The following is a 26,166-nucleotide window of genomic DNA, read 5'->3' as shown; positions in this document are numbered from 1 at the left end:
ACAGACTTGTATTTGGAATTGTTCAGGTTGTTTTAAAGTGTGCAGGTTGAAAATGGCAGTGATTTTTTATAAGTTAGGTTGTGGTCGTTTAATGTCAGTCAATGGCACGCGAACTTGATGTTCTCTATTCAAGAAGTGAAGAAGAATCATGACTCGTTCATCACCTGACATGCTCAGGAAAACACCTTCAAGTGTCGACAGCGGTCCTCGGGTTATTTGTAGTCTTTCGCCAGGCTTGAACCGTTGGGGCGTGTGCAATTGTGGTGGTTTAAAACACCGGGTACGCAGGTGTTCGATGACGTCGTCAGGGACCGTTGCCGGGCCATGATTGAAATCAACGATGCGGCTGACACCGCGGGTGGAACGCAAAGGCGCCCATTTGTCTTCACGGCTCAACTGAATGAAAAGATACCCCGGGAAGAGAGACTCGAGCGATTGATGGGGTTTGCCATGAATCAGGCGCTCGCTAACGATTTGTGGGCAAAATATGACGTAGTTTTGTCGTAATAAATTGATTTGTGCCCGTTCGTCCTGACGCGGCTTGCACTGCAAAAGATACCAATTGGAACCTTGGGTACTCGTCAGCATACTGGCAAGCTCCGTAGTGAATTTAAGCATACCTGTTCGCGCATCAATAAGGCCATTGCGAATCCTAATGCATACGGAATGGCGAGGTGTTAAGTCATTGGAACAGGTGTATCAACAATGAAGCATGTAATGCACAAGTAACGATGACAGAAAACACTGGAGTCAATAAACTGGCGCATGCACCGCATCGTGCTGAAAAGTTCTCTTGAAGTGGCTGTGCTCAACCAGAATTTTTGATCGGAAGTGTAAACGCTACTTAACGCTTTAAGTGATATCGCCGTGTCATCAAGCGAAGGGTGCTATTTGCGACGGCCAAAGCTACCGCATGGTCCGAACTTTCGGCCCTTTAAAAACAAGCACTTTCGATCGTGAACTTAAATGCCGGGGCGGCGTATATCTACTAAAGGACCTGCACCTTTGTTATACGTCGACCCTGTTATGTATCGACCACTCCAGGCGGCCTGTCAAATGTCACTAGTCAAAAATATAGCCTTCTGTCCAATAATCTATTAAGGCGTTTCAACTAGTTGTTTTAAAAAGTTATTTTTTTTGACGCACTCCCAGATCCTGCTGGAGTAGCGCACCGCCCAAGGTCCTGACAGAAAACGGACACATCCTCCTTTTTTGCGGCGAATCAAGCGCGCGGAGGACCATAAAAGGGTATTTACTGATAATACATCGCACAATACAATGAGAATCGTTACTACTAACTCATCGAGTGCGACGTCTTGAGCCAGCCCCATCCTTTTGCCCACCGCAAGGTCTTCATGAAACACGCGTTGCCAACGCTCTCCTGCGTTATGTTTGCCAGCCCTCTGTGGGCACAGGAAGCCCTCGAACTGCCGACCACCGATATTCAGGCAAGCCGCGTCAGCCAAGACACGAGCTACACCACTTCTCAAGCCAGCACGGCGAGCAAAAGCAACGTGCCGATCAAGGAAGAGGCGCAATCGGTCAATGTGGTAACACAACAGACCCTGGCCGACTATCAGGTGCGCTCGCTGGACGACGCCATGAAGTTTGTCAGCGGTGTCAGCCAAGGCAATACCTTGGGCAACTCCCGGGATTCCCTGGTCAAGCGCGGTTTCGGCACCAACGATGACGGCTCGATCCTGCGCGATGGCGTGCGTTCCAATCTGGGGCACAACTTCAGCGCCACCACGGATCGTGTGGAAGTGCTCAAAGGGCCTGCTTCGATGCTGTACGGCGCGCTGGAACCCGGCGGATTGATCAATGTGATCAGCAAGAAGCCTGAATACACCCAGAGCACCACCCTGAGCGGCTCGGCTTACAGCGAAGGCGGCGGCACGATGGCCGTCGACACCACCGGGCCTCTGGGAGAGACAGGCCTGGCTTATCGCCTGATTGCCGAACGTGGCCATGAAGATTACTGGCGCAACTACGGCGTGAACGAGAGCACCCTGGTCGCGCCATCGCTGAGCTGGACCGGCGACCGCGCCAGCCTGACGCTGAGCTACGAGTACAGCGAATACTCCAATCCCTTCGATCGCGGCACCGTGTTCACCAACGGTCATCCGGCCGACATCGACTACGACAAACGTCTCGACGAAAAATGGGCCAAAAGCGTCGGTATCCGTGAAGTGGCCACCGCGCGTTTCGAATATCAGCTGAGTGACGATTGGAAAACCCGCGTCACCTACGGCTGGAACAACGACCGCTACAGCCTCTCGATTGCCCAGCCGAGTTCGTTGACCGGCAACAATCTGCGACGTGCTGCCAACGGCGCTCACTACGACGATGAGACCCGCTACGCCAGTTGGGATTTCATCGGCCAGCAGGAACTGTTCGGCCAACGCCATGACCTGCTGGTCGGCGCGGATACTGAAGCGTCCGACCAATTCCGCGGCAAAACCTACCGTAATACAGCACGGTCAGGCTTCGACATTACATCGCCGGTTTATGGTCGTCTGGCCGAGCCCAGTCTCGTCAGTGCTGCCCAAAGCGACTTGAGCAACCAGCTGACCTCCAGCTCGGTGTACTTCAAGGATAACTGGCACCTCGATGACCGCTGGATCCTGGTCCTCGGCGGTCGCCAGCAGCATTACGATCAGTACAGCGATCAGGGCCGCGGCAGCAGCTATACCGTCAACCGCGACGATAACGGCGATGCCTTCGTGCCGTTTCTGGGCCTGGTCTACAAAGCCACCGATACGTTATCGCTGTATGGCAATTACAGCCGTTCGTTCAAGCCCAATACCGATGTCGACGATGCCGGCCATACGTTCGATCCGGAGGAGGGCCGCAGCTACGAAGTCGGCGCGAAGTACGACCCGCTGCCGGGGCTGAACATCAACCTTGCGCTGTTCGACATCGTCAAGAAAAACGTCGTGACCACCCAGACGATCAGTGGTGTCAGCCTTTCGGAGGCGGCGGGCAAGGTCGGTTCACAGGGCCTGGAACTGGACATCACCGGGCGTGTGGCCGAGCGCTGGGACCTGATCGGCACTTACGCTTACACCCACACGGAAATCCTCGACGATCCGGATGACGAAGGTCATCGCCTCGCCGATGCGCCGAAGCACACCGCGAGCCTGTACCTCACCCATCACCTGAACGTTCCTGCGGAGTTCGGGGCCTGGCATGCCGGTGCTGGCGCACGTTATATCGGCGAGCGGGCGGCTAACAATGCCAACGATTTCTGGCTGAGCAGCTACACCGTGGCCGATGCCTTCGTTCGTTGGGAGGCACCGATGTTCGGCTACAAGACTTCGCTGCAATTCAACGTCGACAACCTGTTCGACAAACAGTACTACCCGTCCTCCACCGGCAGCCAACTGGCAGTCAATGTCGGCGAACCGCGCACGGCACGCCTTAGCGCCAGTGTGACGTTCTGACCCTTGTGCATTGATGCACTGACCCGTTTCGCTGGTGTTTGTACCGGGCGGAACGGGGGCGTCTTTATTAAATATAAATTCTCGCCGGGCTCCTGATGTGCCCGGCATCTTTCTTAAGGTTGTATGTCGATGCGTCGAACTCTGGTTTCTCTGTGTGTGATTCAAGCCATTTCCCAGACCACCTGGGCTGACCAGGTACCGACTGATCCTGCGTCAATAGAGTTACAAGCGATCGACATCAACGGCACATTCGAAGAGCCGGCCCAAGGCCCGGTCCAGGGGTATCGAGCGACCCGTTCGACCAGCGCGACGCGCACAGACACTCCGATTCATGAAACCCCACAATCCATCAGCGTGGTCACCCGGGATGTCGTGGAAGACCTCGGCGCCACCCGCCTGCAAGACGCTCTCGATTACGCCGGGGGCGTGGGCCGTGCGAATAATTTCGGCGGCCAGGGCCTGACCACTTTCACCGTGCGTGGCTTTACCACCGGTGAGTTTTACCGCAACGGTTTCCCGATCAACCGCGGTTACCCGAACATGCCCGATGCCAATACCATCGAGCGTCTGGAGGTCCTGCGCGGGCCAGCCACCACGCTCTATGGCCGTGGCGACCCGGGCGGCACCTTCAACGTGGTGTCCAAACAACCCCTGGCCGAGCGCACGGTCACCCTGGGCAGTCAGCTCAACGATCAGGGCATGCGTCGCGGAACGCTGGATGCCTCAGGACCTCTGGATGACGAAGGGCGACTGGCCTATCGGCTGAACGTGATAGGCGAGGGTGGCGACACCTTTCGTGATCACGTCGAAAACGAGCGTTACGGCGTGGCGCCGGTGCTCGGTTGGCAGGTCAACGACACTACCCGTATCACCTTCGAAGGCGATTTCATGCGCAACAACGCGCCGCTCGATCGCGGCGTGACCCGCTATCGCAATCAGATCGGCGTCGCGTCGCGGGATACTTTTTTCGGTGAGAAGGATATCGGCAAGCTGCACAACGACAACAACATGGCGCAACTGCGTTTCGAACATTTCCTGAACGACAACTGGACCTTGGGCGGCGGCACGCAATTTCTCGACGGCAGCCTGCAAGGCAATGCCATCGAAGCCAACGGTGTCGCTGCCGACGGCCGAACGTTGGGGCGCAACTTCAACTACCGGAAGCTGGAGTGGCGTGACCTTGATGTGCAGTTGAACCTGACCGGGCATTTATCCACGGCCGGATTCGACCACACGTTGCTCACGGGCATCGAGTATGAGGATTACGATTACAAGTCGATTATCCGTCGCTCCAGTGGGGCGGTGAGTGCCTACCCCATCGATATTTTCAAACCGGTCTACGGCCAGCCGCGTCCGGTGCTGACTCGCACCACCACCCATGATCAGGAAAACCTCAAGACCTATGCCGCTTTCGTGCAAGACCAGGTGACCCTGGCCGAGGGTTTGAAAGCCTTGGCCGGCGTGCGTTTCGAACGCTTCGAACAGGATTACGACAACTACCTCGCCAACGGCCCGAGCTGGACCAACAGCGACAACGCAGTCACCCCGCGCCTGGGGCTGATCTATGACTTGACCCCGACTGTGGCGATCTATGCCGACACGGCGCGGTCCTTCAAACCCAACAGCGGTGCCAGTCGAACGGGGGGCGGCTTCAAACCTGAAGAAGGCAAATCCTACGAGGTGGGTGTCAAGTGGCAGGCCCTTGATCGTCAGTTAAGCGTGGATGCCGCGGTGTATCAGATCGAAAAACGCAACGTCCTGACGACAGACCCGGTGGACTCGACCTTCAGCGTTGCGGCGGGTGAAGTTCGTAGCCGTGGCTTTGATCTGAATGTGGCCGGCAACCTCACGCCAGAGTGGCGGATGATTGGTGGCTACGCCTATGTGGATGCCGAAGTCACACAGGACAACGTGCTGAAGTCAGGCACCCGTCTGGTGAACATTCCGCGCAACAGTTTCAGCCTGCTGAACGTCTACGAGTTTCAGGACGGTGGCCTCAAAGGACTGGGCCTTGGATTGGGAGCCAAGTATGTCGACGAGCGCGCCGGCCAGACCGCGGCCAATGCCTTTTCCATGGATAGCTACGAGGTGTTCGACCTGCTCAGCTTTTACAAAGTCAACGATCACCTGCGGCTTAACCTTGACCTGAAGAATGTGTTCGACAGCCACTATGATGAAGGCGCCTTTGGCAACGTTTACGCCTATCCGGGCGCGCCGAGAACCGTGCAGATGGGAGTTTCATACACCTTGTAGAGAGGGCTTTTCAGGGCTGTTGCCTGGAGGGCGCACTTTTATAAAGCGCCACATGAACAACCTGCACCCGTCGGAGGCGGCGTAATCAATGTTCGCCTCCGACATGCCACTGAAGCCCGCTCCCACAGGTTCCGCTGACTGGCATTACTCAAATCGCTTCCAGAAAGCGCACCGATTCATTCCTTGATAACAATGCTCCTGTCAGTTGGATCCCACTGAGCAGTGGTTGCGCCTCCCTTCAGCTAGCATGTTAAAAAATGTTATTTTAAAAAAACACTTCACATAATCCGTTCATTGGAGGATTATCTGCTCAACCTGTATGACAACCTGATAACAAGACAAAAACAGGATGGCTAACGATGTTCGACAAGGTCCCGACTCATGTGCTGAGTGACAGCGTCGCTCAGCAGCTGCTGGACAAGATTGAGAACGGTGTGTTCGCCACCGGCAGCAAACTGCCCAGTGAAGCCATGCTTTCAGAAGCCTTCGGTGTCAGCCGCACCGTGGTCCGCGAAGCCATTTCCCGTCTCAAGAACGAAGGCGTGCTGCAGCCTCAACAAGGGCGCGGCATCTTCGTCACCGCCAACGCCAATATCCGCCCGCTGCGTATCGATTACGCCGAAGCCAATCTGCCCGGCAGTGTCTTTCACCTGTTGGCGCTGCGACGGGCCATCGAGGCGGAAATCGCCTGCGAGGCGGCGCTCAATCGCAGCGAGGCCGATCTGGTGCAGATTGACGAGGCGCTGGCTCACATCGATGAAGAGGTCGATGAAGGGCAGGACGGTGTTCGCGCCGATGTGGCTTTTCACCGCGCCATCGCTCAGGCCACGGGCAATCCCTACTTTCTCAAGACCCTGGAATTCGTCAGTCAGTACCTGGAGGCCGCGACCCGCATCACCCGCACCAATGAAGCGGGCAGGGCGGATTTCTCCCGTCAGGTGCATGAAGAACACCAGGCGATCGTGTTGGCCATTCGGCTACGCGATCCGCTCGCTGCCGGGCATGCCGCCCGTGCCCATATCTACAACGCGGCCCGCCGCCTACGCCTTGCCGGCGTGGAATAGGCCGCTGTTTTCCTCACAAGCCGGTAACTATGGAGTACCCCATGAATAACAAGAATGTCGGTGTTGTCGGTCTGGGCGCGATGGGCCTGGGCATTGCCCGCTCACTGTTGCGCAGTGGCTTTAATGTGCATGCCTGTGATGTGCGTGCCGCGGTGACTGAACAGTTTGCCGGCGAGGGTGGCGTGGCGTGTGCTTCGCCCGCGCACATGGCTGCAGAATGCGACGTGATCATTACCGTGGTGGTGAACGCCGAGCAGACCGAAACCGTATTGTTTGGCGAGGGTGGTGCCGTCGCTGCGTTGCGTCCTGGTAGCCTGGTGATCGGTTGCGCCACCGTGGCGCCCACCTACGCCGTGGACCTGGGCCAGCGCCTGACCGCGCAAGGTTTGCTGTATCTGGATGCACCGATTTCCGGCGGCGCGGCCAAGGCAGCTGCCGGTGAAATGACCATGATGACGTCTGGCCCGGCCGATGCTTATGCCAAGGCCGACGCAGTCCTTGCAGGCATGGCCGGCAAAGTCTATCGCCTGGGTGACACCCATGGCCTGGGCTCGAAGGTCAAGATCATCAACCAGTTGCTCGCCGGGGTGCATATCGCTGCTTCGGCCGAAGCCATGGCGCTGGGCCTGCGTGAGGGAGTCGACGCCGATGAGCTTTACGAAGTGATCACCCACAGCGCCGGTAATTCCTGGATGTTCGAAAACCGCGTGCCGCACATTCTCAAGGCCGATTACACACCATTGTCCGCGGTGGATATTTTCGTCAAGGACTTGGGCCTGGTACTGGATACCGCACGGGCCAGCAAATTCCCGCTGCCGCTGTCGGCCACCGCCCACCAGATGTTCATGCAGGCTTCCAGTGCAGGTTTCGGCCGTGAGGATGACTCGGCGGTGATCAAGATTTTCCCCGGCATCGAGTTGCCGACTGCCAAGACTGAGCCGGTTTGAGGAACGCCCCATGAACACAACCACTGCACGCCCATTGCTGGGTTGCATCGCCGACGATTTCACCGGTGCCACGGACCTTGCCAACATGCTGGTGCGCGGCGGTATGCGCACCGTGCAAAGCATCGGCATTCCGAGTAGCGAAGTGGCTGCCGGGCTTGATGCCGATGCGATTGTCATCGCACTGAAGTCGCGCACCATTCCGGTCGCCGTCGCAGTCGAACAGTCCCTCGCCGCGCTGGCCTGGCTGCGCGAGCAAGGCTGCGAGCAGATCTTTTTCAAGTATTGCTCGACGTTCGACTCCACCGCGGCCGGCAACATCGGCCAGGTCAGCGAAGCGCTGCTGGCGGCGCTGGACAGCGACTTCACCCTGGCGTGCCCGGCGTTCCCCGAGAATGGCCGGACGATCTTTCGCGGCCACTTGTTTGTACAGGATCAACTGCTCAGCGAGTCGGGCATGCAGCATCACCCTCTGACGCCGATGACCGACGCCAATCTGGTTCGGGTGCTGCAATCGCAGACTGCCCTGAACGTCGGCTTGTTGCGCTACGACACCATTGCCCAAGGGGCCGAACAGGTGCGTGAGCGAATCAAAGAGCTGCGGGCTCAAGGTGTCGGCATGGCGATTGCCGATGCCTTGTCGGACCGCGATCTGTACACCCTCGGCACCGCTTGCGCCGACCTGTCGTTGCTGACCGGCGGTTCGGGGCTGGCCCTGGGCTTGCCGGAAAACTTCCGTCGCGCCGGCAAATTGCGCGACCTCGATGCTTCGAAACTCCCGGCAGTATCGGGCGGTGAAGTGGTGTTGGCCGGCAGCGCGTCGATCGCTACCAATGGGCAAGTGGCAGCCTGGCTCGAAGCCGGTCGGCCGGCGCTGCGGATTGATCCGTTGGCCCTGGCGGCCGGAGAGCCGGTAGTTGCCCAGGCCCTGGCCTTCGCCAAGAACAATGAACAAACCGTATTGATCTACGCCACCAGCTCACCGGATGCGGTCAAGGCCGTGCAACAACAGTTGGGTGTCGAGCAGGCCGGCAGTCTGGTGGAAAACGCTTTTGGCGAAATTGCCGAGGGCCTGCGCCAGAGCGGCGTACGGCGTTTTGTGATTGCCGGCGGTGAAACCTCCGGTGCCGTGGTTCAGGCGCTGGGTGTGCAGCTGCTGCAGATCGGCGCGCAGATCGATCCGGGTGTGCCGGCGACGGTCAGCAGCACGGATGAGCCTCTGGCCCTGGCGCTCAAATCGGGCAACTTCGGTGGTCGGGATTTCTTCAGCAAAGCCTTGAAGCAACTGGCTGGGGATGTGCAATGAACGGTGCAGTGAGTAACGAAAACGCCCTGCGCGAAGAAATCTGCCAGGTCGGATGCAGCCTTTATGAGCGCGGTTACACCGTCGGCAGCGCCGGCAATATCAGTGCGCGCCTGGATGACGGTTGGCTGATCACACCGACCGATGTCTGTCTCGGTCGCCTCGATCCGGCGACCATCGCCAAGGTCAATCTGGCCGGCGAATGGGTTTCTGGTGACAAGCCTTCGAAGACACTGGCGTTGCATCGCCAGGTCTACGACCGCAACCCGAGTGTCGGTGGCGTGGTGCATACCCATTCCACCCATCTGGTGGCGTTGACGCTGGCAGGTGTCTGGCAGCCGGACAACATTCTGCCGCCGCTGACGCCGTATCAGGTGATGAAAGTCGGGCCTGTCCCGTTGATTGGTTACCAGCGCCCCGGTTCACCGAAGGTGGCCGAACGGGTCGCGCAATTGGCCAACAGTGTTCGCGGCGTGATGCTCGAACGGCTGGGGCCGGTGGTCTGGGAGAGTTCGGTTTCCAGGGCCAGCTACGCCCTGGAAGAACTCGAGGAAACCGCGCGGCTGTGGCTGATGAGCAATCCCAAGCCCGAACCGCTCGATCAGGCAGCACTGGACGAGCTGCGAGTGACCTTCGGCGCGCACTGGTAGAGCTGTGATTTTTTAACACGACAGACCGATAACGCAGGCCCTGTCCGGGAGACGCGCAGCGACTCCCCACGACCCCGGCTTGCCTGAAAAAATACAATAACAAGAGGACATCCAGGCATGACTCACCTTCACTGCGACATTTTCAGAAGAACCCTTTCGTTCACCCGATGTGGAGGGCTTCTGAAATGAGCCCGTTAATCTTGATGGTTACCGCGGGGCTAGGGATCGCTCTGTTGTTGTTTCTGGTGCTCAAGTACAAGTTCCAGCCCTTCGTGGCCTTGATGCTGGTGAGCATTCTGGTGGCGCTGGTGGCTGGGGTGAAACCGGCCGATCTGGTCGCCACCATTGAAGGTGGCATGGGCAAGACCCTGGGCCATATCGCGATCATCATTGCCCTGGGCGCGATGATCGGGCGAATCATCGAACTCTCCGGCGGTGCCGAGGCGCTGGCCAAGACGCTGATTGCCCGCTTCGGCAACCGCCGCACGCCGCTGGCGCTGACGATTGCCGGGTTCATGGTCGGGGTGCCGGTGTTCTTCGAGGTCGGCGTGATCATCCTGATGCCGCTGGCCTATGGCGTCGCTCGCAGTGCGCGTAAGCCATTGTTGGTGTTCGCGCTGCCGATGTGCGCTGCGTTGCTGACCGTACACGCCTTCCTGCCGCCACACCCGGGTGCGGTGGCCGCTGCCAGCCAGCTGGGGGCGGACCTCGGCCGCGTGCTGATGTTCGGCCTGCCGCTGACTGCGTTCCTTTGCTATGTCGGCTATCGCGTAGCCGGGCGCATGACCCGTCGGGTGTACCCGATGACCGATGATATTCGTGCCGAGGTCTACGGCCCGCATGTCACCAACGAGGACTTGGCCGCCTGGTCCAACGGCAACGACAAAAGCACTGAACGAGCAGCGGTAGCCGTGTCGCATATGGGCCTGGAAGAGTCCACCAGCAGCATCGTTTCCAAGTTGCCGCCGGCACCTGCGCCGGGTTTTGGTTTGATCGTCAGCCTGATTGTGTTGCCGATCATTCTGATTCTGCTGGGAACGCTGTCCACCTCGTTGCTGCCTGCCGAATCGATCCTGCGCGGCATCATGACCGTGCTCGGCGCGCCGCTGGTAGCGCTGCTGATCGATACCTTGCTGTGCGCCTGGTTGCTGGGTTCGCGTCGGGGCTGGAGTCGTACTCAGGTGTCTGACGTGATCGGCTCGGCCTTGCCTGGCGTGGCCATGGTGATCCTGATTGCCGGTGCCGGCGGTGTGTTCGGCAAGGTGTTGGTGGATACCGGGATCGGCGCTGTGGTCTCCGATATGCTGCGCACCACCGGTCTGCCGGTACTCGCCCTGGGCTTTCTGCTGACCATGCTGTTGCGTGCGGTTCAGGGTTCGACCACGGTGGCGCTGGTGACCACCGCCGGCATTATCAGCCCGCTGATCGCTACCCTCGATCTCACGGCAAACCACATGGCACTGTTGTGCCTGGCCATGGGCGGTGGCGGGTTGGCCATGTCCCACATCAATGATGCCGGTTACTGGATCTTCACCAAATTGTCCGGGCTGAACGTGGCCGATGGCTTGCGCACCTGGACGGTGTTGACCACCTTGCTCGGTACGTTGGGTTTCGGTATTACCTTGTTGATCTGGCCGTTTGTCTAACCTTCTATCCAAGGAGCTACCATGCCTCGTTTTGCTGCAAACCTCAGCATGCTCTATCCGGAACATGAGTTTCTGGACCGCTTCGCCGCTGCCGCCGCCGATGGCTTCGAAGCCGTGGAATACCTGTTTCCCTACGACTACAGCGCTCAGGAACTCAAACAGCGCTTGAGCGACAACGGCCTGGTGCAGGCACTGTTCAACGCACCGCCCGGTGATTGGGCGGCGGGCGAGCGCGGCACGGTTTCGTTGCCGGGGCGCGAGAGTGAATTTCGTAGCGGTTTCGATCGCGCGCTGGAATACGCCGCAGTGCTGGGCAACTCACGCATCCACGTGATGGCCGGGCTGCTGCCGTCGGAAAGCGATCGCCCGCGCCATCACGGCGTGTACCTGGAGAACCTGGCTTACGCCACCGCGCAAGCTGCCAAGGCTGGCATTACGGTGCTGCTGGAGCCGATCAACACGCGGGACATGCCGGGCTTTTTCCTAAACCGCCAGGATCAGGCCCAGGCCATCTGCAAGGAAGTGGGCGCCAGTAACCTGAAGGTTCAGTTCGACTGCTATCACTGCCAGATCGTCGAAGGTGACCTGGCCACTACACTGCGTCGGGACTTCGACGGCATCGGTCATATCCAGATCGCCGGCGTGCCGGATCGACATGAGCCGGACCTGGGAGAAGTCAATTATCCCTATCTGTTCGAGTTGATCGACCAGTTGGGTTATGACGGCTGGGTAGGGTGCGAATACCGGCCGCGTGGTAACACCTCGGCCGGCTTGCAGTGGCTGCGTGACTGGAAGGCGCGCTAACGCCCTACACGCGGCTATCGGAAGGCAACAACAGTTCGACACCCTGCTTGCGGATGCTATCGGCCGCGGTAGGGGTCAGCGCGTCGTCGCTGAGGATGATGTCGAACTGCTCGAGCCCGGCGATCCTGTACATGCTGAACGTGCCGTACTTCGAACTGCTGGCCACCAGCACCACTTGCGAGGCCGTTTGCATCGCGACTTGCTTGACCTCCACCTTCAGCGCCGAAGGCGTGGTAAGGCCGCGACGCAAATCCCAGGAACTGGTGGAGATGAACGCGATATCGGTGACGAGCTGGCGCAAGGTGGCCACTGCCAGACCGCCCACGCACGATTGATTGGAATGATCCAGCTGCCCGCCAGTGTGAATCACCGTGACATGGGGCGCATCGATCAGCGCCTGGACAATCCCGAAGTCGTTGGTCACCACGGTCATGCCCGACAGCGCCTTGATGTACGGGACGATCTCCAGCGTGCTCGTCCCTGCATCCAGATAAATCGTCATATCGGCATGCAGTAGCCGCGCAGCCAGCTTGGCCATCGCCTGCTTCTGCGGCAACTCGACCACCGCCTTGATCTGATGGCTGGGCTCGCTGTGGAGCTGGCTGGCGATTCGCACGCCACCGGTGACCGAGTAAGCACGGCCTTCCTGTTCAAGCAGCGCGATATCGCGGCGAATGGTCATGTGCGAACAGTCAAACATCTCCATCAATTGATGAACGCTCAGCACCTGATGCTTGCGCAACTGACGCAGCATCAATTCACGGCGCTGTTCAGGGATCATCGGTGCGCCGCTGTCGGCGGCGATGTCCTTTTGACTAGGCATTCGGGCTCCAGAATGAAGAAATCCGCCAACGGGGAAAGCGGGGCAAACATAGTAGCGAATCTACGGCCAACGGACGAGTTGTTGCGGATCGTCATGGCGATAAATAGCTCTGCTGTATACGCGCCAAAGTGCCGTCATCACGAAGCGTTTCAACTGCCTTGCGCAAGTCTTGCACCAGTTGAGCGGAACAAAGCCTGGAGCAAGCCAGATAGAGCTCCGCTCTGCTCATGACAGGGCTCATGAACAGCTTGCGTTCAGACACCTTCGGCCAGATGTATTGACTCTCGGGAACACCATTGAACCAGGCATCGATGCGACCTTTCAAAAGCATCTGCGCAGGGTTGTCGCCAATGGTCAGTGGGTAGATCTGCTCGTCGCTGAAGCCCTGTACACGCAGAATTTCCTCCTGCGCACTGCCTAGGCCGACGCCGATTACCCGGTAGGTTTTTTTTGCTTGGGCGAAGCTGCTCACTGGCCGGTCGAGGCTGAAAAAAGCGCGCTCCATGGGCATGATCGACGTGATCCAGGTGAAGCGATCTTCGCGTTCCGGCGTGCGAGACAAGGGGGCTATCAGAAGATCCTGCTTCTCGCTGACGTATTTCTGTGCTCTAGCCCAGGGAAGCCCATGGACATGAGCGACATAACCAGCGTTGGCAATGGCCGCCAGGACGGCTTCTCCGACCATTCCGTGACCCTTGGCGTCATCGATAAATGTCAGTGGCGGCGCGTCCGGGATATACAACTCAAGCGGCAATGGCGCGCCAGACGCATTACCAGCAATAAGCAACGATACCGACAGACAAAAACTGCAAAGCGCTTTTGTATTGGTAATTAATATCCATGAGCTCTCGCTCATGGTTGATAGTTCAGGCATTGAACGTGGAAGGGCGCCACAAATCACCAGTTGATCACAGGGAGGATGAGTCTACCGGCCGTTGTTTATTATTGGATGCGGTATCGACCCCGCATTCTACGCAAACTTGAAGTCAGGACACATCTTCCCCCAGGTGCCGAAGGAGGAAGGCGCTGATCTGGTCCAGTGCGTGACGGGCATCTTCGAGTTGATCGCTCATGCTCTGGAAGACATGAATCATCCCCGGCCAGACGTCCAGGTTTACTGCCACCTCGGCCGCGGCCAGACGGCTGGTGAGCCGGGTTGAATCGTCCAGCAGGCATTCCCGGCTGCCCACCTGGATCAGCACCGGCGGTAGACTCCGAAGGTCACCGTATAGGGGGGAGGCCAGCGGATTCAGTGGATCGGCGCCCTGCAGATAGGTGTCGGACATAATGGTGTTGCCAGCAAGCGCGCCGAGCAATGGATCTCGAGCCTTCTGCAAATTCCAGGACTCTCCGGTCTGAGCCATGTCCACCCAAGGCGACATCACTACCGCAGCCGCGGGCAGCGGCAAACCAGCGGCCTTGGCAGCCAACATCAGAGCCATGCACAGACCGCCGCCGGCACTGTCTCCGGCCAGCACCAGGTGCTCGGCGTTCACACCGTTTTCGATTAGTGCGCGGTAGACATCCAGAGCGTCCTCTACGGCGGCCGGGAAAGGGTGTTCCGGGGCCAGGCGGTAATCGATGCAAAGGGTCCGAATCGCGCTACGGGCTGCCAGTTGGCTGACGAGCGGGCGATAGGCCTGGGCACTGCCGAATGAGTAGCCTCCGCCATGCAGATACAGCAACACGAAGTCAGGCCGGGCATCTGTGGGAATGGCCCAAAGCCCGCTGACGCGGGCCAGATTGGCGGCCTCAAAGGTCACGCCCTCGGCACAGGAGCCGGCGCCGAAGAGTTGTTCAGCCTGTTGGCGCTGCTGATCGACAGTCAGCGCGCTGAGGGGAGGCAGTTGGCTGAGTTGTTCGATGATGCCGTCGATGTTGTTGTTATGGGGCATGTGGACTCCGGGGCGCGTGTTATGGGGCAAACAAGTTAACTTCAAATATAGTTAATTATCATAACTATATTGGCAAGATAATTTCGTTTCATCCTCATCTGCGACGGGTAGTCGTCGCTACGCTAACCTCCATGCCTCAGCAAGAGCAGGGCTGCTCCTACTGAGGTGGGCCTGCATTGACTCAGCCTGAGTCAGGCCGATGCCTGTCGGTACTTCTTCAGTCGGTAGGCAAACTTCGCACGACTTAATCCCAGCAGTCGCGCGGCGGCCGCGAGATTGCCTTCGCTCTTTTGCAGCGCTTCGTCGATCAAACGCGACTCCAGACCTTCAATGGAGAAGCCGTGTTCCAGACGAGCCAGGGTTTCCAGCAAGGCCGGACGAGGCTGCGTGGTGGCGGGGCTCGGGTCAGTGGCTGCGAGGCTGCCATTGCCGTCCAGAGAGTACGCCTCCTGCGGCATGGGTTCGTTGCGAAACAGGTGGACCAGATCGATGGCTTGACCGTCTTCGCTGGCGATCAGGCCGCGCTCTACCAGGTTTTGTAATTCCCGCACGTTGCCGGGAAAGTCATAGCGCAACAACACTTTGAGCGCGCGCATGGTCAGCCCGGCGGGCTTGCGGGCGTAGGCCTGACAGAAGCGACGCAGGAACGCATTGACCAGCAACGGGATATCGTCACGACGATCGCGCAGTGGCGGTAACGTGATGGGGTAGACGTTCAGGCGGTAGAACAGGTCCTCGCGAAAGTCTCCGGCCGCCACGGCTTTGCGCAGGTCGACATTGGTTGCCGCCACCACCCGGACATCGACCTTGATCGGCTGGCTTGCACCGATGCGCTCGATCTCACGCTCTTGCAATGCACGCAGCAGCTTGCCTTGGCCCGGCAGGCTGAGGCTGGCGATTTCATCGAGAAACAGGGTGCCGCCGTGAGCCCGTTCGAAGCGTCCAGGGCGCGAATGGGTCGCGCCGGTATAGGCGCCGCGTTCGACCCCGAACAGTTCGGCCTCGATCAGATTGTCCGGGATCGCGGCGCAGTTGAGGGCCACGAAAGGTGCTTGGTGGCGTGGGCTGAACTGATGCAACTGACGGGCGAACAATTCCTTGCCGACCCCGGACTCGCCGCTGAACAGCACTGTGGCCGGCGTCGGCGCAACCCGTTGCAAGGCGAGGGTCGCGGCGTTGAAGGCGGCGCTGGCTCCAATGGGTTTTGGCCCGCCGGGCATTTCGCTGTCGTCATCCTGGGGCGCGGGCGCCGGGGCCGGACGCTGTTTGGGGGCGACGCTGGATGGCGAGGCGGTGAGGTAACTCAGGTCCTGTTCGACATCGCCCCATTGCTCGGCGGTCTTGCCGATCACCCGGCAGCTCTCATGGCCCATGCCCCGGCACTCGGTTTCACGGAAGATCACCAGGCGGCCGAACAGCCCGCTGACATAACCGATGGCATAGCCCAGTTCGGTCCAGCACACCGGATCCTGGCCGATCCCGTGGGCGGCGATATGTTCGTCGGCCTCACAGGAGTGGTGCCAGAGGAATTCACCTTCATAGAAGCCCGAGTCGGCGTCGAATTTGAAGTGCAGGGGTTCGACCTTGGTCATGCCTTCGAGTGTGTGCAAGCGCGTACCGGCCGAGAAAACCGCCGCGGCATCGGCGTCTGGCCAGCGCTCGCGGATCAATCGCGCATCACGTGCGCCGGACAAATAGCCGGTGCGGGTAAACAGACCGCGAGTCTGTTCCAGTCCCTGGCGCTCGATAATCTCCCGCCGCAGCGCGCCGAAGGATGAACTGTGCAACAGCAGCATGCGCTGGTCGTTGAGCCAGATACGTCCGTCAACCGGGGAAAAGAACAGGCATTCGGCTAACTCGGCCAGGGTCGGTGAGTTGCCCTCGGTCAGTTGAGTGCTGTCTCCTCGGGGCGAGAAATGTTCCTCCTGCACCGCGAGATGAGGAAGCAGCGAATGGGGATTATTCATTGTTATATGCCCCTGAGCGAGTCGACTGATCGAAATGATCAATTAGCAAAACAGTTATTAAACATAACTTTATCATTTGGACAAGTGGCCGGGTGTCGACCGAGCGCCAAACGCCTTGCCCTATTCATCAGTGCTCTTCTCAAACCTTCAGGCCAGAGCCTTCGCCACCTAAAACGCGAGACAACGAAGGAAGTCGGCACAGCCCTTGCTCTAGTGCTTTCACGACGCAGCATCCTTTTAGCAAGGCCGCGTCAGGCAATTACAAACACAAGAGCCGGGAGACCGAAATGTCGGTAAGTGAACCATCTGATTTTCTGCGGGACGCACTGTGGTGCGAACGCATCTTCAATGGCGACTGGATACGTCCATTGGGCGGCGTCAACAGAGTCATCGAGCCGGCCACCGGCGAGGTACTGACCGTCACCGGTTTAGCCGATGCGGCGGACATCGCGTTTGCCAGCCTGACCGCTGCCCGTGTTCAACCGGCCTGGGCGGCATTGGGACCACGGGAACGCGCAGAGATCTTTCGCAAAGCCGCAGCCCTGGCCCAGCAACATTTTGCCGAACTGGCGCTGTACATCGCTCGGGAAAGTGGCGGCAGCCTGTTCAAGGGTGAACATGAGGTTCGCGAGGCGATCGTCCTGCTGCATCAGGCCGCCGGTCTGCTGTCGCAACCCCATGGTGTGGTTCTCCCAAGCGAAGCGGGGCGTTTGTCCTATGCACGCCGGTTACCCCATGGCGTGGTCGGGGTGATCTCGCCGTTCAACTTTCCCCTGGTGCTCTCCCTGCGCTCGGTGGCACCGGCGCTGGCGGCCGGCAACGCAGTGGTGCTCAAGCCCGATCCGCAGACCCCGGTCAGTGGCGGTTTCATCATCGCCCGGTTGTTCGAGGCGGCCGGTTTGCCAAAAGGGTTGCTGCAGGTTTTACCGGGCGCAGCAGCGGCCGGTGAGGCCCTGTGCCGCGACCCGCATGTTCGGATGATCGCGTTCACCGGTTCTACCGCAGCCGGGCGCAAGGTCGCGGAGGTGGCTGGGCGTCATCTGAAAAAAGTCGCTCTGGAACTGGGCGGCAAGAACTCGTTGATCGTGCTCGAAGACGCTGATCTCGAGTTGGCGGCGAGCAATGCCGCCTGGGGGGCCTGGCTGCATCAGGGGCAAATCTGCATGGCCACCGGACGCATCCTGGCCCATGAATCGATCGCTGAAGAACTGGTCCGCCGGTTGGCAGAGAAAGCCCGGGCGATCACGGTCGGCAATGCCGCTCGTGGCGAGGCGGTATTGGGGCCTTTGATCAACAAACAACAGTTGCAACGCGTGCATGAAATTGTCACGGAGAGTGTGACTGCCGGGGCAACACTGCAAGCCGGCGGCGAGTTTGAACGGCTGTTCTACCACCCCACGGTGCTTTCCGGCGTGCGTCCGGGCATGCGCGCATTCGACGAGGAGATCTTCGGCCCGGTCGCCACGGTGGTGAGTTTTACCAGCGACGATGAGGCCATCGACCTGGCCAACCGCACCGAGTATGGCTTGTCCGCAGGGATCATTTCGCCTTCGGTCGGGCACGCGATGGCGATAGGCGAGCAACTCAATTGCGGTCTGCTGCACATCAACGATCAGACGGTGGCCGACGAGTGCATCAACCCGTTCGGTGGGCGCGGCAGCTCGGGCAATGGCGGCAGCGTGGGAGGCCCGGCCGATTGGGACGAATACACCCAATGGCAATGGGTGACGATCAAGGATAAGGCGCCACGCTACCCGTTCTGACGGACAGGACCAGGCCGACGAGGTCGGGCGAGTACACAAAAATAATAAGAGGACTCAACATGAAACTCGAAAACAAGATAGTGCTGGTGACCGGGGTCTCCTCGGGTATCGGCGCTGCTACTGCAAGCCTGCTGCGCACCCACGGCGCCCACGTGATTGGCGTCGATCTGAAGGCCCCGCATATGACCCTGGACGGTTTTGTCCAGGGCGATCTGAGCAGTGCCGAGAACATCGACCGGCTCCTGCCGCAGTTACCGGCACGGATCGACAGCCTGTGCAATATCGCTGGAGTGCCGGGCACTGCAAACCCGCAATTGCTGGCGCAGGTCAACTACCTGGGGCTGCGTCACCTGAGCCAGGCATTGCTGCCGCGAATCACCGCTGGCGGCAGCATCGTCAATGTCGCCTCGATCCTCGGCGCCGAGTGGCCGTTACGCCTGGAACAGCACAAGGCGCTTGCGCGCATCGAAGGTTTCGCCGCCGCGCAAGCCTGGCTGGCCGAGCACCCGGTACCTGACGAGACCTGCTACCAGTATTTCAAGGAAGCCTTGATCGTCTGGAACTACCTGCAGGCCCAGCCCTGGTTTCTCGAACATTCAGTGCGCATGAACAGCGTGGCGCCGGGCCCGGTCTTCACCCCCATCCTCGGCGACTTCGTGAGCATGCTCGGTGAAGCACGAACCCAGGCCGATGCCCGTCGCATGAAACGCCCCGGTTACGCCGATGAGGTGGCGGCGGTGATCGCTTTCCTGTGTGCCGACGAGTCGCGCTGGATCAACGGCGTCAACCTGGCAGTCGATGGCGGATTGGCCTCCACCTACATCTGAAACGCACACCAGTGGACAGCGGCGTAAGCCGCTAACTGAGCGTGTTGGCTGGCGCCATGCGTGCAAAGCCATGCCAAAAATAAAAATAATGAGGAGCGTCCATGGACAACGTTAAACGTTGCTTTCGTTTCAAGCATTGCGCCCTGTTTCTGGCGTTATGCAGTGCAGGCGTGATGATCGAAAGGGCCGAGGCCATGCAAATGGACCTGGGGGGTTCGGACTGGAAACTGCGTTGGGACAACACCATCAAGTACAGCCAGGCCTGGCGTCTGCAAGGTCAGGACAGCCGATTGGTCAACGCACCGACCGCCAACGGCCTGTACCCCTCGATCCAGAGTCAGGGCGATAAAAACTTCAGCCGCGGTCTGGTCTCCAACCGTCTGGACCTGTTTTCCGAAATGGACCTCAGCCGGCAAAACTATGGGCTGCGTGTGAGCGGCGCGGCCTGGTACGACGATATCTACAACCAGGACACCGACAGCAGCGAGCAGCCGCATTTCCTCAGCGAAACCCGCAAGCTCCACGGTCGCGATGCGGAAATTCTCGACGCCTTCGTGTTTCTGCGCGGTGACCTCGGCGAAGACTCCCAGGGCGTGGCCCGTCTGGGCCGACACAGCCTGATTTACGGTGAAAGCCTGTTCTACGGCGGCAACGGCATCGCCAATGCCCAGGGCCCGACCGATGTGGTCAAGTTGCTCAGCGTGCCGGGAACCCAGTTCAAGGAAATCTTGCGCCCGGTCAACCAGATCTCCGGGCAGTTGCAGATCAACCCGCAGTTGTCGGTGGGCGCTTACTACCAGTTCGAGTGGGAACGTTCCAATCTGCCCGGCGCCGGCAGCTACCTGAGCGATGTCGATGCCATCGGTTACGGCAGCGGTTCGCTGCGCGAAGTGTTTGGCAACGACACCGTGAATGGCGGCGATCTGAAACCGAGGAACTCGGGGCAGGGCGGCATGCAGATTCGCTTCAAACCGAGCGGGACCGAACTGGAGTTGGGTTTCTACGCCGCGCAGTATCACGACAAAGCCCCGATCGGCCTGTACGCCTACCTCGACGGTGCAGCCGCGGCGGCCACCGGGCTGCCGATCCTGAGTTCCTATCGCCAGGTCTACGCCGAAGATATCAAGACTGCCGGCGTCAGCTTCTCCACTGCCTATGGCCCGTTCAACTTCGCCGGTGAAACCTCCGTACGCTGGAATGCGCCGCTGGTGAGCAACCTGCAAGTGGTGACCCCGGGCATGGAGGCCGATGGCGGCGATGACTCACTGTTTGCCCGGGGCAAAACCGCTCACGCCAACCTGTCGGCGATTTACCTGCTATCGCCTACTGCTTTTTGGGATGGCGGCTCGGCACTGGCCGAACTGGCGTGGAACCGCACCCTGAGCGTCACCGAAAACGCCGCGGCCCTGGATTCCAACACCACCCGCGATGCCACTGCGTTGCGGGTATTGGTGGAGCCTGCGTACTTCCAGATTGTCGACGGGATCGACCTGACCGTGCCGATCGGCATGGGCGTGGTGCTCGATGGGCGTTCTTCGGCCGTCAACAAGTCGGGTTTCGGCAATACCCATTCCGGCGACTGGAGTGTCGGGCTCAAGGCGACCTACCTGCAGCGCTGGGATGTCGGCCTCAACTACGTGAACTTCTTCGGGGCCCCGAAAGCCGGGCTGCGCGAGGACGGCAATTTCAGTTACGGGCAGTCGCTGGCCGACCGCGATTTTGTCTCGCTCTACGTGAAAACCTCATTCTAATAAGGTGGATTCGCCATGCAGAACAACGCTTTCCTGAACACTTGCGTCCTTACCCTGGCCCTGGCTGGTATCAGCCTGGCGCAGGCAGCGGTGTCGCCTGAACAGGCCGCACGTTTGAAGTCTGAGCTGACGCCCCTTGGCGGCGAGCGCGCCGGCAATGCCGATGGCAGCATCCCGGCCTGGGACGGCGGTTACACCAAGGTCGCGCCGGGCTACAAACCGGGTGACAAACGTGCCGATCCATTCGCCGGTGAGAAACCGCTGTATTCGATCAAGGCCTCGAACATGGAGCAGTACGCCAGCGTGCTGGCCGAAGGCACCAAGGTTCTGTTGAAGAAATACCCGGACTATCGCCTGGACATATACCCGACCCATCGCTCGGCGGCAGCTCCGCAATGGGTGTATGACAACACCGGCAAGAATGCCACCCGTGCCACGCTGGATGTGGAAACCGAAAAAGTCGCCAGCGCCTATGGCGGCATCCCGTTCCCGATCCCGGACAACGGCGCGCAAGTACTGTGGAACTACCGGTTGTCCTGGCAGGGTGGCGAGACCATCAGCTCGCCGTTCGATACCTGGCTGATGACCGCCGGTGGCAAGAAGGTCCAGGCGACCCGAGCCCTGTTCAGCTATCAGTTTCCCTACTACTCCGAAAGTGGCACCCTGGAAAATTTTGCTGGCAAGTACCAGGTTGGCAAGCTGCTGACCGAACTGCCGTCATCCAAGGCCGGCGAAGGCCTGATGACCCATTGGGACATGGACCCGGCCAACCGTGCGGCCTGGCAGTATCTGGTCGGCCAGCGCCGGGTACGCCGAGCGCCGAACATCGCCTACGACACCCCGGACTTCGTCACCTCTGGCGTCGGTCTGTTTGACGAAGCGTTCATGCTGTTCGGGCCTACCGACCGCTACGATCTCAAGCTTGCGGGCAAGAAAGAACTGATCGTCCCCTACAACAATAACCGCGCCGGCCTGGCCAAGAGCGACGACCTGGTCAAACCGAACTTTCTCAATCCTGATCTGGTGCGTTGGGAGAAGCATCGGGTCTGGGTGGTCGAGGCCACGCTCAAATCCGGCAAACGCCATGTGGTGCCGCATCGGACCTACTACGTCGACGAGGACTCCTGGCAGATCCTGATGGTCGACGGGTATGACGCCCAGGGAAAACTGGGACGGCAGATGTATTCGCTGACGCTGCTGGCGCCAGACCTGCCGGCGCTTACTGCGCAAGTCATGTGGGGCAGCTACAACCTCGATACCGGCGCCTACTTCCTTAACTCTTCGAGCAACGATCTGGCGGTCCAGTACCAGACGATCGCAAAACCTTCAGCTTCCTATTACACACCGGATGCCATGGCCAACGAAAACATGCGTTGAACCATGGGGCGCCGTGACGAGCGAAAAGCTCGTCGCGGTCGCTAGCGATTTTCCAGGCGGGATAAAGACATGAGCGTTGAAAAAATCTTTGCGAGTTTTGGTCTGCGATGGAGTGCCTGCGTGCTGGCGTTGTGTCTGTTGGCGAGCACGTCCATGACTGCGCAGGCCGCGACGTTTGCTGTGTTGCAGCAGCCGGCACTGCCTACCGCCAAGGCCTCGCGCGCGGTATTGCTTGGGTTGGCCCGGACTGGCGAACGCCTGGTGGCGGTCGGCGAGCGTGGCATCGTGTTGCTCTCGGATGATTCGGGAATGACTTGGCGCCAGGCCCGTGTGCCGGTCAGCGTCAGCCTGACCGCGGTGCAATTCGTCGACGCGAAGCAGGGCTGGGCGGTCGGTCATCTGGGCGTGGTGTTGCACACCGAGGACGGTGGCGAAACCTGGCACAAGCAACTCGACGGTGAGCGTGCCGCCGCGCTGGCGGTGCAGGCCGCGGAGCGCGATGCCGATCAACCGGGCGGCGCCAGCAACCTTGCGCAGGCACGGCAGATGCTGGACGACGGGCCGGATAAACCGTTTCTCGACCTGTACTTCAGTGACCGCCTGCATGGCTACATCGTTGGCGCCTACAACCAGATCTACCGTACCGACGACGGCGGGCGAAGCTGGCGGCCGTGGATGCAGCATGTGGACAATCCGCAGGGCCTGAACCTGTATGGGATCCGCGCTTCGGGTAACGACCTGCTGCTGGTGGGAGAGCGTGGTTTGCTGTTGCGTTCGACCGATGCCGGGCATTCGTTCCAGCCTCTGAAATCACCTTATGAAGGCAGCTTTTTCGGTCTGCTCGGCACCCGCGGCGGAGCGTTGATTGCCTACGGATTGCGCGGCAACGCCTGGTGGTCCGAGGATCGCGGCAGCAGTTGGCGACGCCTCGACACCGGTATCGAATCAACACTGGCGACAGCCATCGAGCTGCGTGACGGCAGTCTGCTGTTGGCCAGCCAGAGCGGTGAACTTTTGTTCAGCCATGACCAGGGTCGTAGCTTCGACAAGCGCCAGAGCCGCAGTGGCGGGACGGTCGCTGCCGTGCAACAGGCTGCCGACGGGGGGCTGGCCAGCGTCGGTTTGAGTGGCGTGGTCACTGACCAGGATCCGCGGACCTCCGCCAAACCTTGAAACTTCACGGTGTAGCGCTATCGGGCCATGGCCCGTGCAACAGGAGTCAGACTTGAAAGACGACAAAACCCAAACCGTGATCGGCCGCCTGGAAGACTTCGACCAGGCGTCGGGCAATTTTGCCGAGCGAATGATCTTCAACCATCGACCGCTGGTGATCCTGCTGTGTCTGCTGGTGACGCTGGTGCTCGGTTGGCAAGCCACGCGCATCGGTATCAACGCCAGCTATGAGAAGACCATCCCTACGGGGCACCCCTATGTCGCCAACTTCCTGGAGAATCGCAGCGAGTTGAGCGGTCTGGGCAACTCATTGCGAATCGCCGTGGAGGTCAAACAGGGCAGCATCTTCACCAAGGACTACCTCGATACCCTGGCCAGGCTCAACGACGAGCTTTATCTGTTGCCAGGTGTCGACCGCCCCTACATGAAGTCGTTATGGACCCCGACCACGCGCTGGACCGCAGTGACCGAGGAGGGGCTCGATGGCGGCACCGTGATCCCCGATGACTACGATGGTTCAGCGACCAGCATCGAGCAGGTGCGAACCAACGTCGCGCGTTCTGGTGAGGTCGGCCAATTGGTCGCCGGCAACTTCAAGTCCAGCGTGATCTTCGTGCCGTTGCTCGAAGTCAGTCCGCAGACCGGCAAAGCCCTGGACTACGGTGAGTTCTCCCGGCAGCTGGAGGCGCTGCGGGACAAGTACCAGACCGATGAACTGCGCATCCACATCACCGGTTTTACCAAAATCGTCGGCGATCTGATCGAGGGGCTGACCCAGGTCTTGTTGTTCTTCGTGATGGCGGTGTTGGTGACCGTAGTGGTGCTTTACGGTTACACCCGCTGCGCGCGCAGCACCCTGGTGGTGGTGACTTGTTCGTTGGTGGCTGTGCTCTGGCAAATGGGCCTGCTCGCGATGCTTGGGTTTGAGCTGGACCCGTACTCGGCGCTGGTGCCGTTTCTGGTGTTTGCCATCGGCATGAGCCATGGCGCGCAGAAGATGAACGGCATCATGCAGGACGTCGGTCGTGGCACCCATCGGGTGGTGGCCGCGCGTTATACCTTTCGCCGGCTGTTCGCCGCCGGCATGACCGCGTTGCTCTGCGATGCGGTGGGCTTCGCCGTGTTGCTGCTGATCAATATCCGGGTGATTCAGGACCTGGCGATCACCGCCAGCCTCGGTGTGGCGGTGCTGATTTTCACTAACCTGATTCTGCTGCCGATCCTGCTCAGCTATATCGGTGTCAGCCCGGCAGCGGCGCAACGCAGCCTGAGCTCGGAAACCGCCGAGCTGCAAGCACAGATCAAGCATCCGTTGTGGCGTGTGCTCGATTTGTTCACCCAACGGCGCTGGGCCATTGGCGCGATGCTGGGCGGCCTGCTGCTGGCAGCGTTCGGTTTTGCCGTGAGCCTGAACCTGAAAATCGGTGATCTCGACCCTGGCGCCCCGGAGTTGCGCGCCGACTCGCGCTACAACCGCGACGCGCTGTTCATGACCCAAAACTATGCGGCCAGTTCGGATATTTTCGTGATCATGATCAAGACGCCGGAAGATCAATGCACGCGCTACGCCAGCCTGTCTGCGGTGGACGCGTTGGCCTGGCAACTGGAGCAATTGCCTGGCGTGGAGTCGACCACTTCAATGGCGGCGATGAGCAAGATCGCCACGGCCGGTTACAACGAAGGCAACTTCAAGTGGTATGAGCTGATCCCCAATGACGGCGCGCTGGGCGCCGTGCAGACCCGGGCACCGCGGGAGCTGTTCAATCAGGGCTGTTCGATGCTGTCGCTGTACGTTTACCTGTCCGATCACAAGGCCGATACCCTGAATCGGGTGGTGGAGGCGAGCGAGAAATTTATCACCGAGCATCAGGTGCCCGAGGTCAAATTCATGCTGGCCGCCGGCAGCGCCGGGATCGAAGCCGCGACCAATATCGTGGTGAAAAAATCCATGCACGAGATGCTGTTCTGGGTCTACGGCGCGGTCAGCCTGCTGTGCCTGCTGACCTTCCGTAGCTGGCGTGCAACCCTTTGCGCGATGCTGCCGCTGATGCTCACCTCGATTCTTTGCGAGGCGCTGATGGTGGGGCTGGGCATGGGCGTAAAAGTGGCGACACTGCCGGTAATCGCACTCGGGGTGGGCATCGGCATCGACTATGCGCTCTATGTGTTGAGCGTGATCCTGGCGCGAATGCGTGCCGGTGACACGCTGGCCCAAGCCTATTACCAAGCGCTGTTGTTCACCGGCAAAGTGGTTCTGCTGACTGGCATGACACTGGCCGTCGCGGTATCGACCTGGGCGTTCTCGCCGATCAAATTCCAGGCCGACATGGGCATCCTGCTGGCCTTCATGTTCCTGGTGAACATGCTTGGCGCCTTGATCCTGCTGCCGGCGCTGGCCTGGCTGCTGCTGCCGCAGAAGGTCTTCGCAAAAAAGCCTGAGGCGAGCGTGCTTGTGCAGTGGGTCAAGGAAAGCTGAAGGGCTC

Annotated in this window: 20 protein-coding genes; 14 read left to right on the top strand and 6 right to left on the bottom strand. The window is 59.8% G+C overall.

Going from position 1 to position 26,166, the window contains the following annotated elements; genetic code table 11:
* Nucleotides 1-66: 66 nt before the first annotated feature.
* A complete protein-coding gene (gene rfaH, locus BK662_RS16195; protein WP_123359009.1) occupies nucleotides 67-588 on the bottom strand; it encodes a transcription/translation regulatory transformer protein RfaH in 522 nt (173 codons plus the stop codon).
* 509 nt (nucleotides 589-1,097) lie between these two features.
* On the bottom strand, nucleotides 1,098-1,364 hold the full coding sequence (locus BK662_RS34825; RefSeq protein WP_185047145.1) for a hypothetical protein: 267 nt from the start codon (nucleotides 1,362-1,364) through the stop codon (nucleotides 1,098-1,100).
* Between BK662_RS34825 and BK662_RS16190 the strand changes: the two genes are divergently transcribed.
* The 8 genes from BK662_RS16190 to otnI all read left to right on the top strand — a co-directional run bounded on the left by BK662_RS16190 (nucleotide 1,356) and on the right by otnI (nucleotide 12,107).
* The gene (locus BK662_RS16190) at nucleotides 1,356-3,443 is read left to right on the top strand and encodes a TonB-dependent siderophore receptor (protein ID WP_123358895.1); all 2,088 of its coding nucleotides are present in this window, start codon (nucleotides 1,356-1,358) and stop codon (nucleotides 3,441-3,443) included. The two genes, BK662_RS34825 and BK662_RS16190, sit on opposite strands and share 9 nt — an antisense overlap.
* A 129-nt stretch (nucleotides 3,444-3,572) precedes the next feature.
* The gene (locus BK662_RS16185; protein ID WP_185047136.1) at nucleotides 3,573-5,696 is read left to right on the top strand and encodes a TonB-dependent siderophore receptor; all 2,124 of its coding nucleotides are present in this window, start codon (nucleotides 3,573-3,575) and stop codon (nucleotides 5,694-5,696) included.
* A gap of 359 nt (nucleotides 5,697-6,055) precedes the next feature.
* Entirely contained in the window at nucleotides 6,056-6,760 is a 705-nt protein-coding gene (locus BK662_RS16180; protein ID WP_123358893.1) for a FadR/GntR family transcriptional regulator, read from the top strand.
* A gap of 29 nt (nucleotides 6,761-6,789) precedes the next feature.
* Nucleotides 6,790-7,707 (top strand): L-threonate dehydrogenase, encoded by a 918-nt coding sequence (gene ltnD, locus BK662_RS16175; RefSeq protein WP_375539001.1) that lies wholly within the window; start codon nucleotides 6,790-6,792, stop codon nucleotides 7,705-7,707.
* Nucleotides 7,708-7,717: 10 nt separating this feature from the next.
* Nucleotides 7,718-9,010: a 3-oxo-tetronate kinase gene (gene otnK, locus BK662_RS16170; protein WP_123358891.1), complete on the top strand. Its 1,293-nt coding sequence runs from the start codon at nucleotides 7,718-7,720 to the stop codon at nucleotides 9,008-9,010.
* Between the two features lie 8 nt (nucleotides 9,011-9,018).
* On the top strand, nucleotides 9,019-9,657 hold the full coding sequence (otnC, locus tag BK662_RS16165; RefSeq protein WP_185047140.1) for a 3-oxo-tetronate 4-phosphate decarboxylase: 639 nt from the start codon (nucleotides 9,019-9,021) through the stop codon (nucleotides 9,655-9,657).
* 185 nt (nucleotides 9,658-9,842) lie between these two features.
* Nucleotides 9,843-11,303 (top strand): GntT/GntP/DsdX family permease, encoded by a 1,461-nt coding sequence (locus tag BK662_RS16160; RefSeq protein ID WP_123358889.1) that lies wholly within the window; start codon nucleotides 9,843-9,845, stop codon nucleotides 11,301-11,303.
* A gap of 21 nt (nucleotides 11,304-11,324) precedes the next feature.
* Nucleotides 11,325-12,107, top strand: coding sequence for a 2-oxo-tetronate isomerase (gene otnI, locus BK662_RS16155; RefSeq protein ID WP_123358888.1), 783 nt, complete (start codon nucleotides 11,325-11,327; stop codon nucleotides 12,105-12,107).
* 4 nt (nucleotides 12,108-12,111) lie between these two features.
* On the opposite strand, the gene BK662_RS16150 is transcribed toward otnI, so the two are convergent.
* From BK662_RS16150 to BK662_RS16135, 4 genes are all read right to left on the bottom strand, one after another.
* A complete protein-coding gene (locus BK662_RS16150) occupies nucleotides 12,112-12,930 on the bottom strand; it encodes a DeoR/GlpR family DNA-binding transcription regulator (protein ID WP_123358887.1) in 819 nt (272 codons plus the stop codon).
* Between the two features lie 91 nt (nucleotides 12,931-13,021).
* Nucleotides 13,022-13,786, bottom strand: coding sequence for a substrate-binding periplasmic protein (locus tag BK662_RS16145; RefSeq protein ID WP_123358886.1), 765 nt, complete (start codon nucleotides 13,784-13,786; stop codon nucleotides 13,022-13,024).
* 130 nt (nucleotides 13,787-13,916) lie between these two features.
* Entirely contained in the window at nucleotides 13,917-14,825 is a 909-nt protein-coding gene (locus tag BK662_RS16140; RefSeq protein WP_123358885.1) for an alpha/beta hydrolase, read from the bottom strand.
* Nucleotides 14,826-15,016: 191 nt separating this feature from the next.
* Nucleotides 15,017-16,792: a sigma-54-dependent Fis family transcriptional regulator gene (locus BK662_RS16135; RefSeq protein WP_123358884.1), complete on the bottom strand. Its 1,776-nt coding sequence runs from the start codon at nucleotides 16,790-16,792 to the stop codon at nucleotides 15,017-15,019.
* A gap of 287 nt (nucleotides 16,793-17,079) precedes the next feature.
* Here BK662_RS16135 and BK662_RS16130 point away from each other — a divergent pair, with 287 nt between their 5' ends.
* From BK662_RS16130 to BK662_RS16105, 6 genes are all read left to right on the top strand, one after another.
* A complete protein-coding gene (locus tag BK662_RS16130) occupies nucleotides 17,080-18,555 on the top strand; it encodes a benzaldehyde dehydrogenase (RefSeq protein WP_123358883.1) in 1,476 nt (491 codons plus the stop codon).
* A 59-nt stretch (nucleotides 18,556-18,614) separates the two neighbouring features.
* A complete protein-coding gene (locus BK662_RS16125) occupies nucleotides 18,615-19,382 on the top strand; it encodes a coniferyl-alcohol dehydrogenase (protein ID WP_123358882.1) in 768 nt (255 codons plus the stop codon).
* 101 nt (nucleotides 19,383-19,483) lie between these two features.
* A complete protein-coding gene (locus tag BK662_RS16120) occupies nucleotides 19,484-21,133 on the top strand; it encodes a DUF1302 domain-containing protein (RefSeq protein WP_123358881.1) in 1,650 nt (549 codons plus the stop codon).
* Nucleotides 21,134-21,148: 15 nt separating this feature from the next.
* The gene (locus tag BK662_RS16115) at nucleotides 21,149-22,510 is read left to right on the top strand and encodes a DUF1329 domain-containing protein (RefSeq protein WP_123358880.1); all 1,362 of its coding nucleotides are present in this window, start codon (nucleotides 21,149-21,151) and stop codon (nucleotides 22,508-22,510) included.
* A gap of 69 nt (nucleotides 22,511-22,579) precedes the next feature.
* A complete protein-coding gene (locus BK662_RS16110; RefSeq protein ID WP_123358879.1) occupies nucleotides 22,580-23,683 on the top strand; it encodes a WD40/YVTN/BNR-like repeat-containing protein in 1,104 nt (367 codons plus the stop codon).
* Between the two features lie 52 nt (nucleotides 23,684-23,735).
* Nucleotides 23,736-26,159 (top strand): efflux RND transporter permease subunit, encoded by a 2,424-nt coding sequence (locus tag BK662_RS16105; RefSeq protein ID WP_123358878.1) that lies wholly within the window; start codon nucleotides 23,736-23,738, stop codon nucleotides 26,157-26,159.
* Nucleotides 26,160-26,166: the final 7 nt, after the last annotated feature.

Source organism: Pseudomonas frederiksbergensis, from assembly GCF_003732275.1.
Taxonomy (GTDB): domain Bacteria; phylum Pseudomonadota; class Gammaproteobacteria; order Pseudomonadales; family Pseudomonadaceae; genus Aquipseudomonas; species Aquipseudomonas frederiksbergensis_H.
The sequence above is the reverse complement of the archived record's forward strand: the minus strand, read 5'-3'. Positions and strand labels throughout refer to the sequence as shown.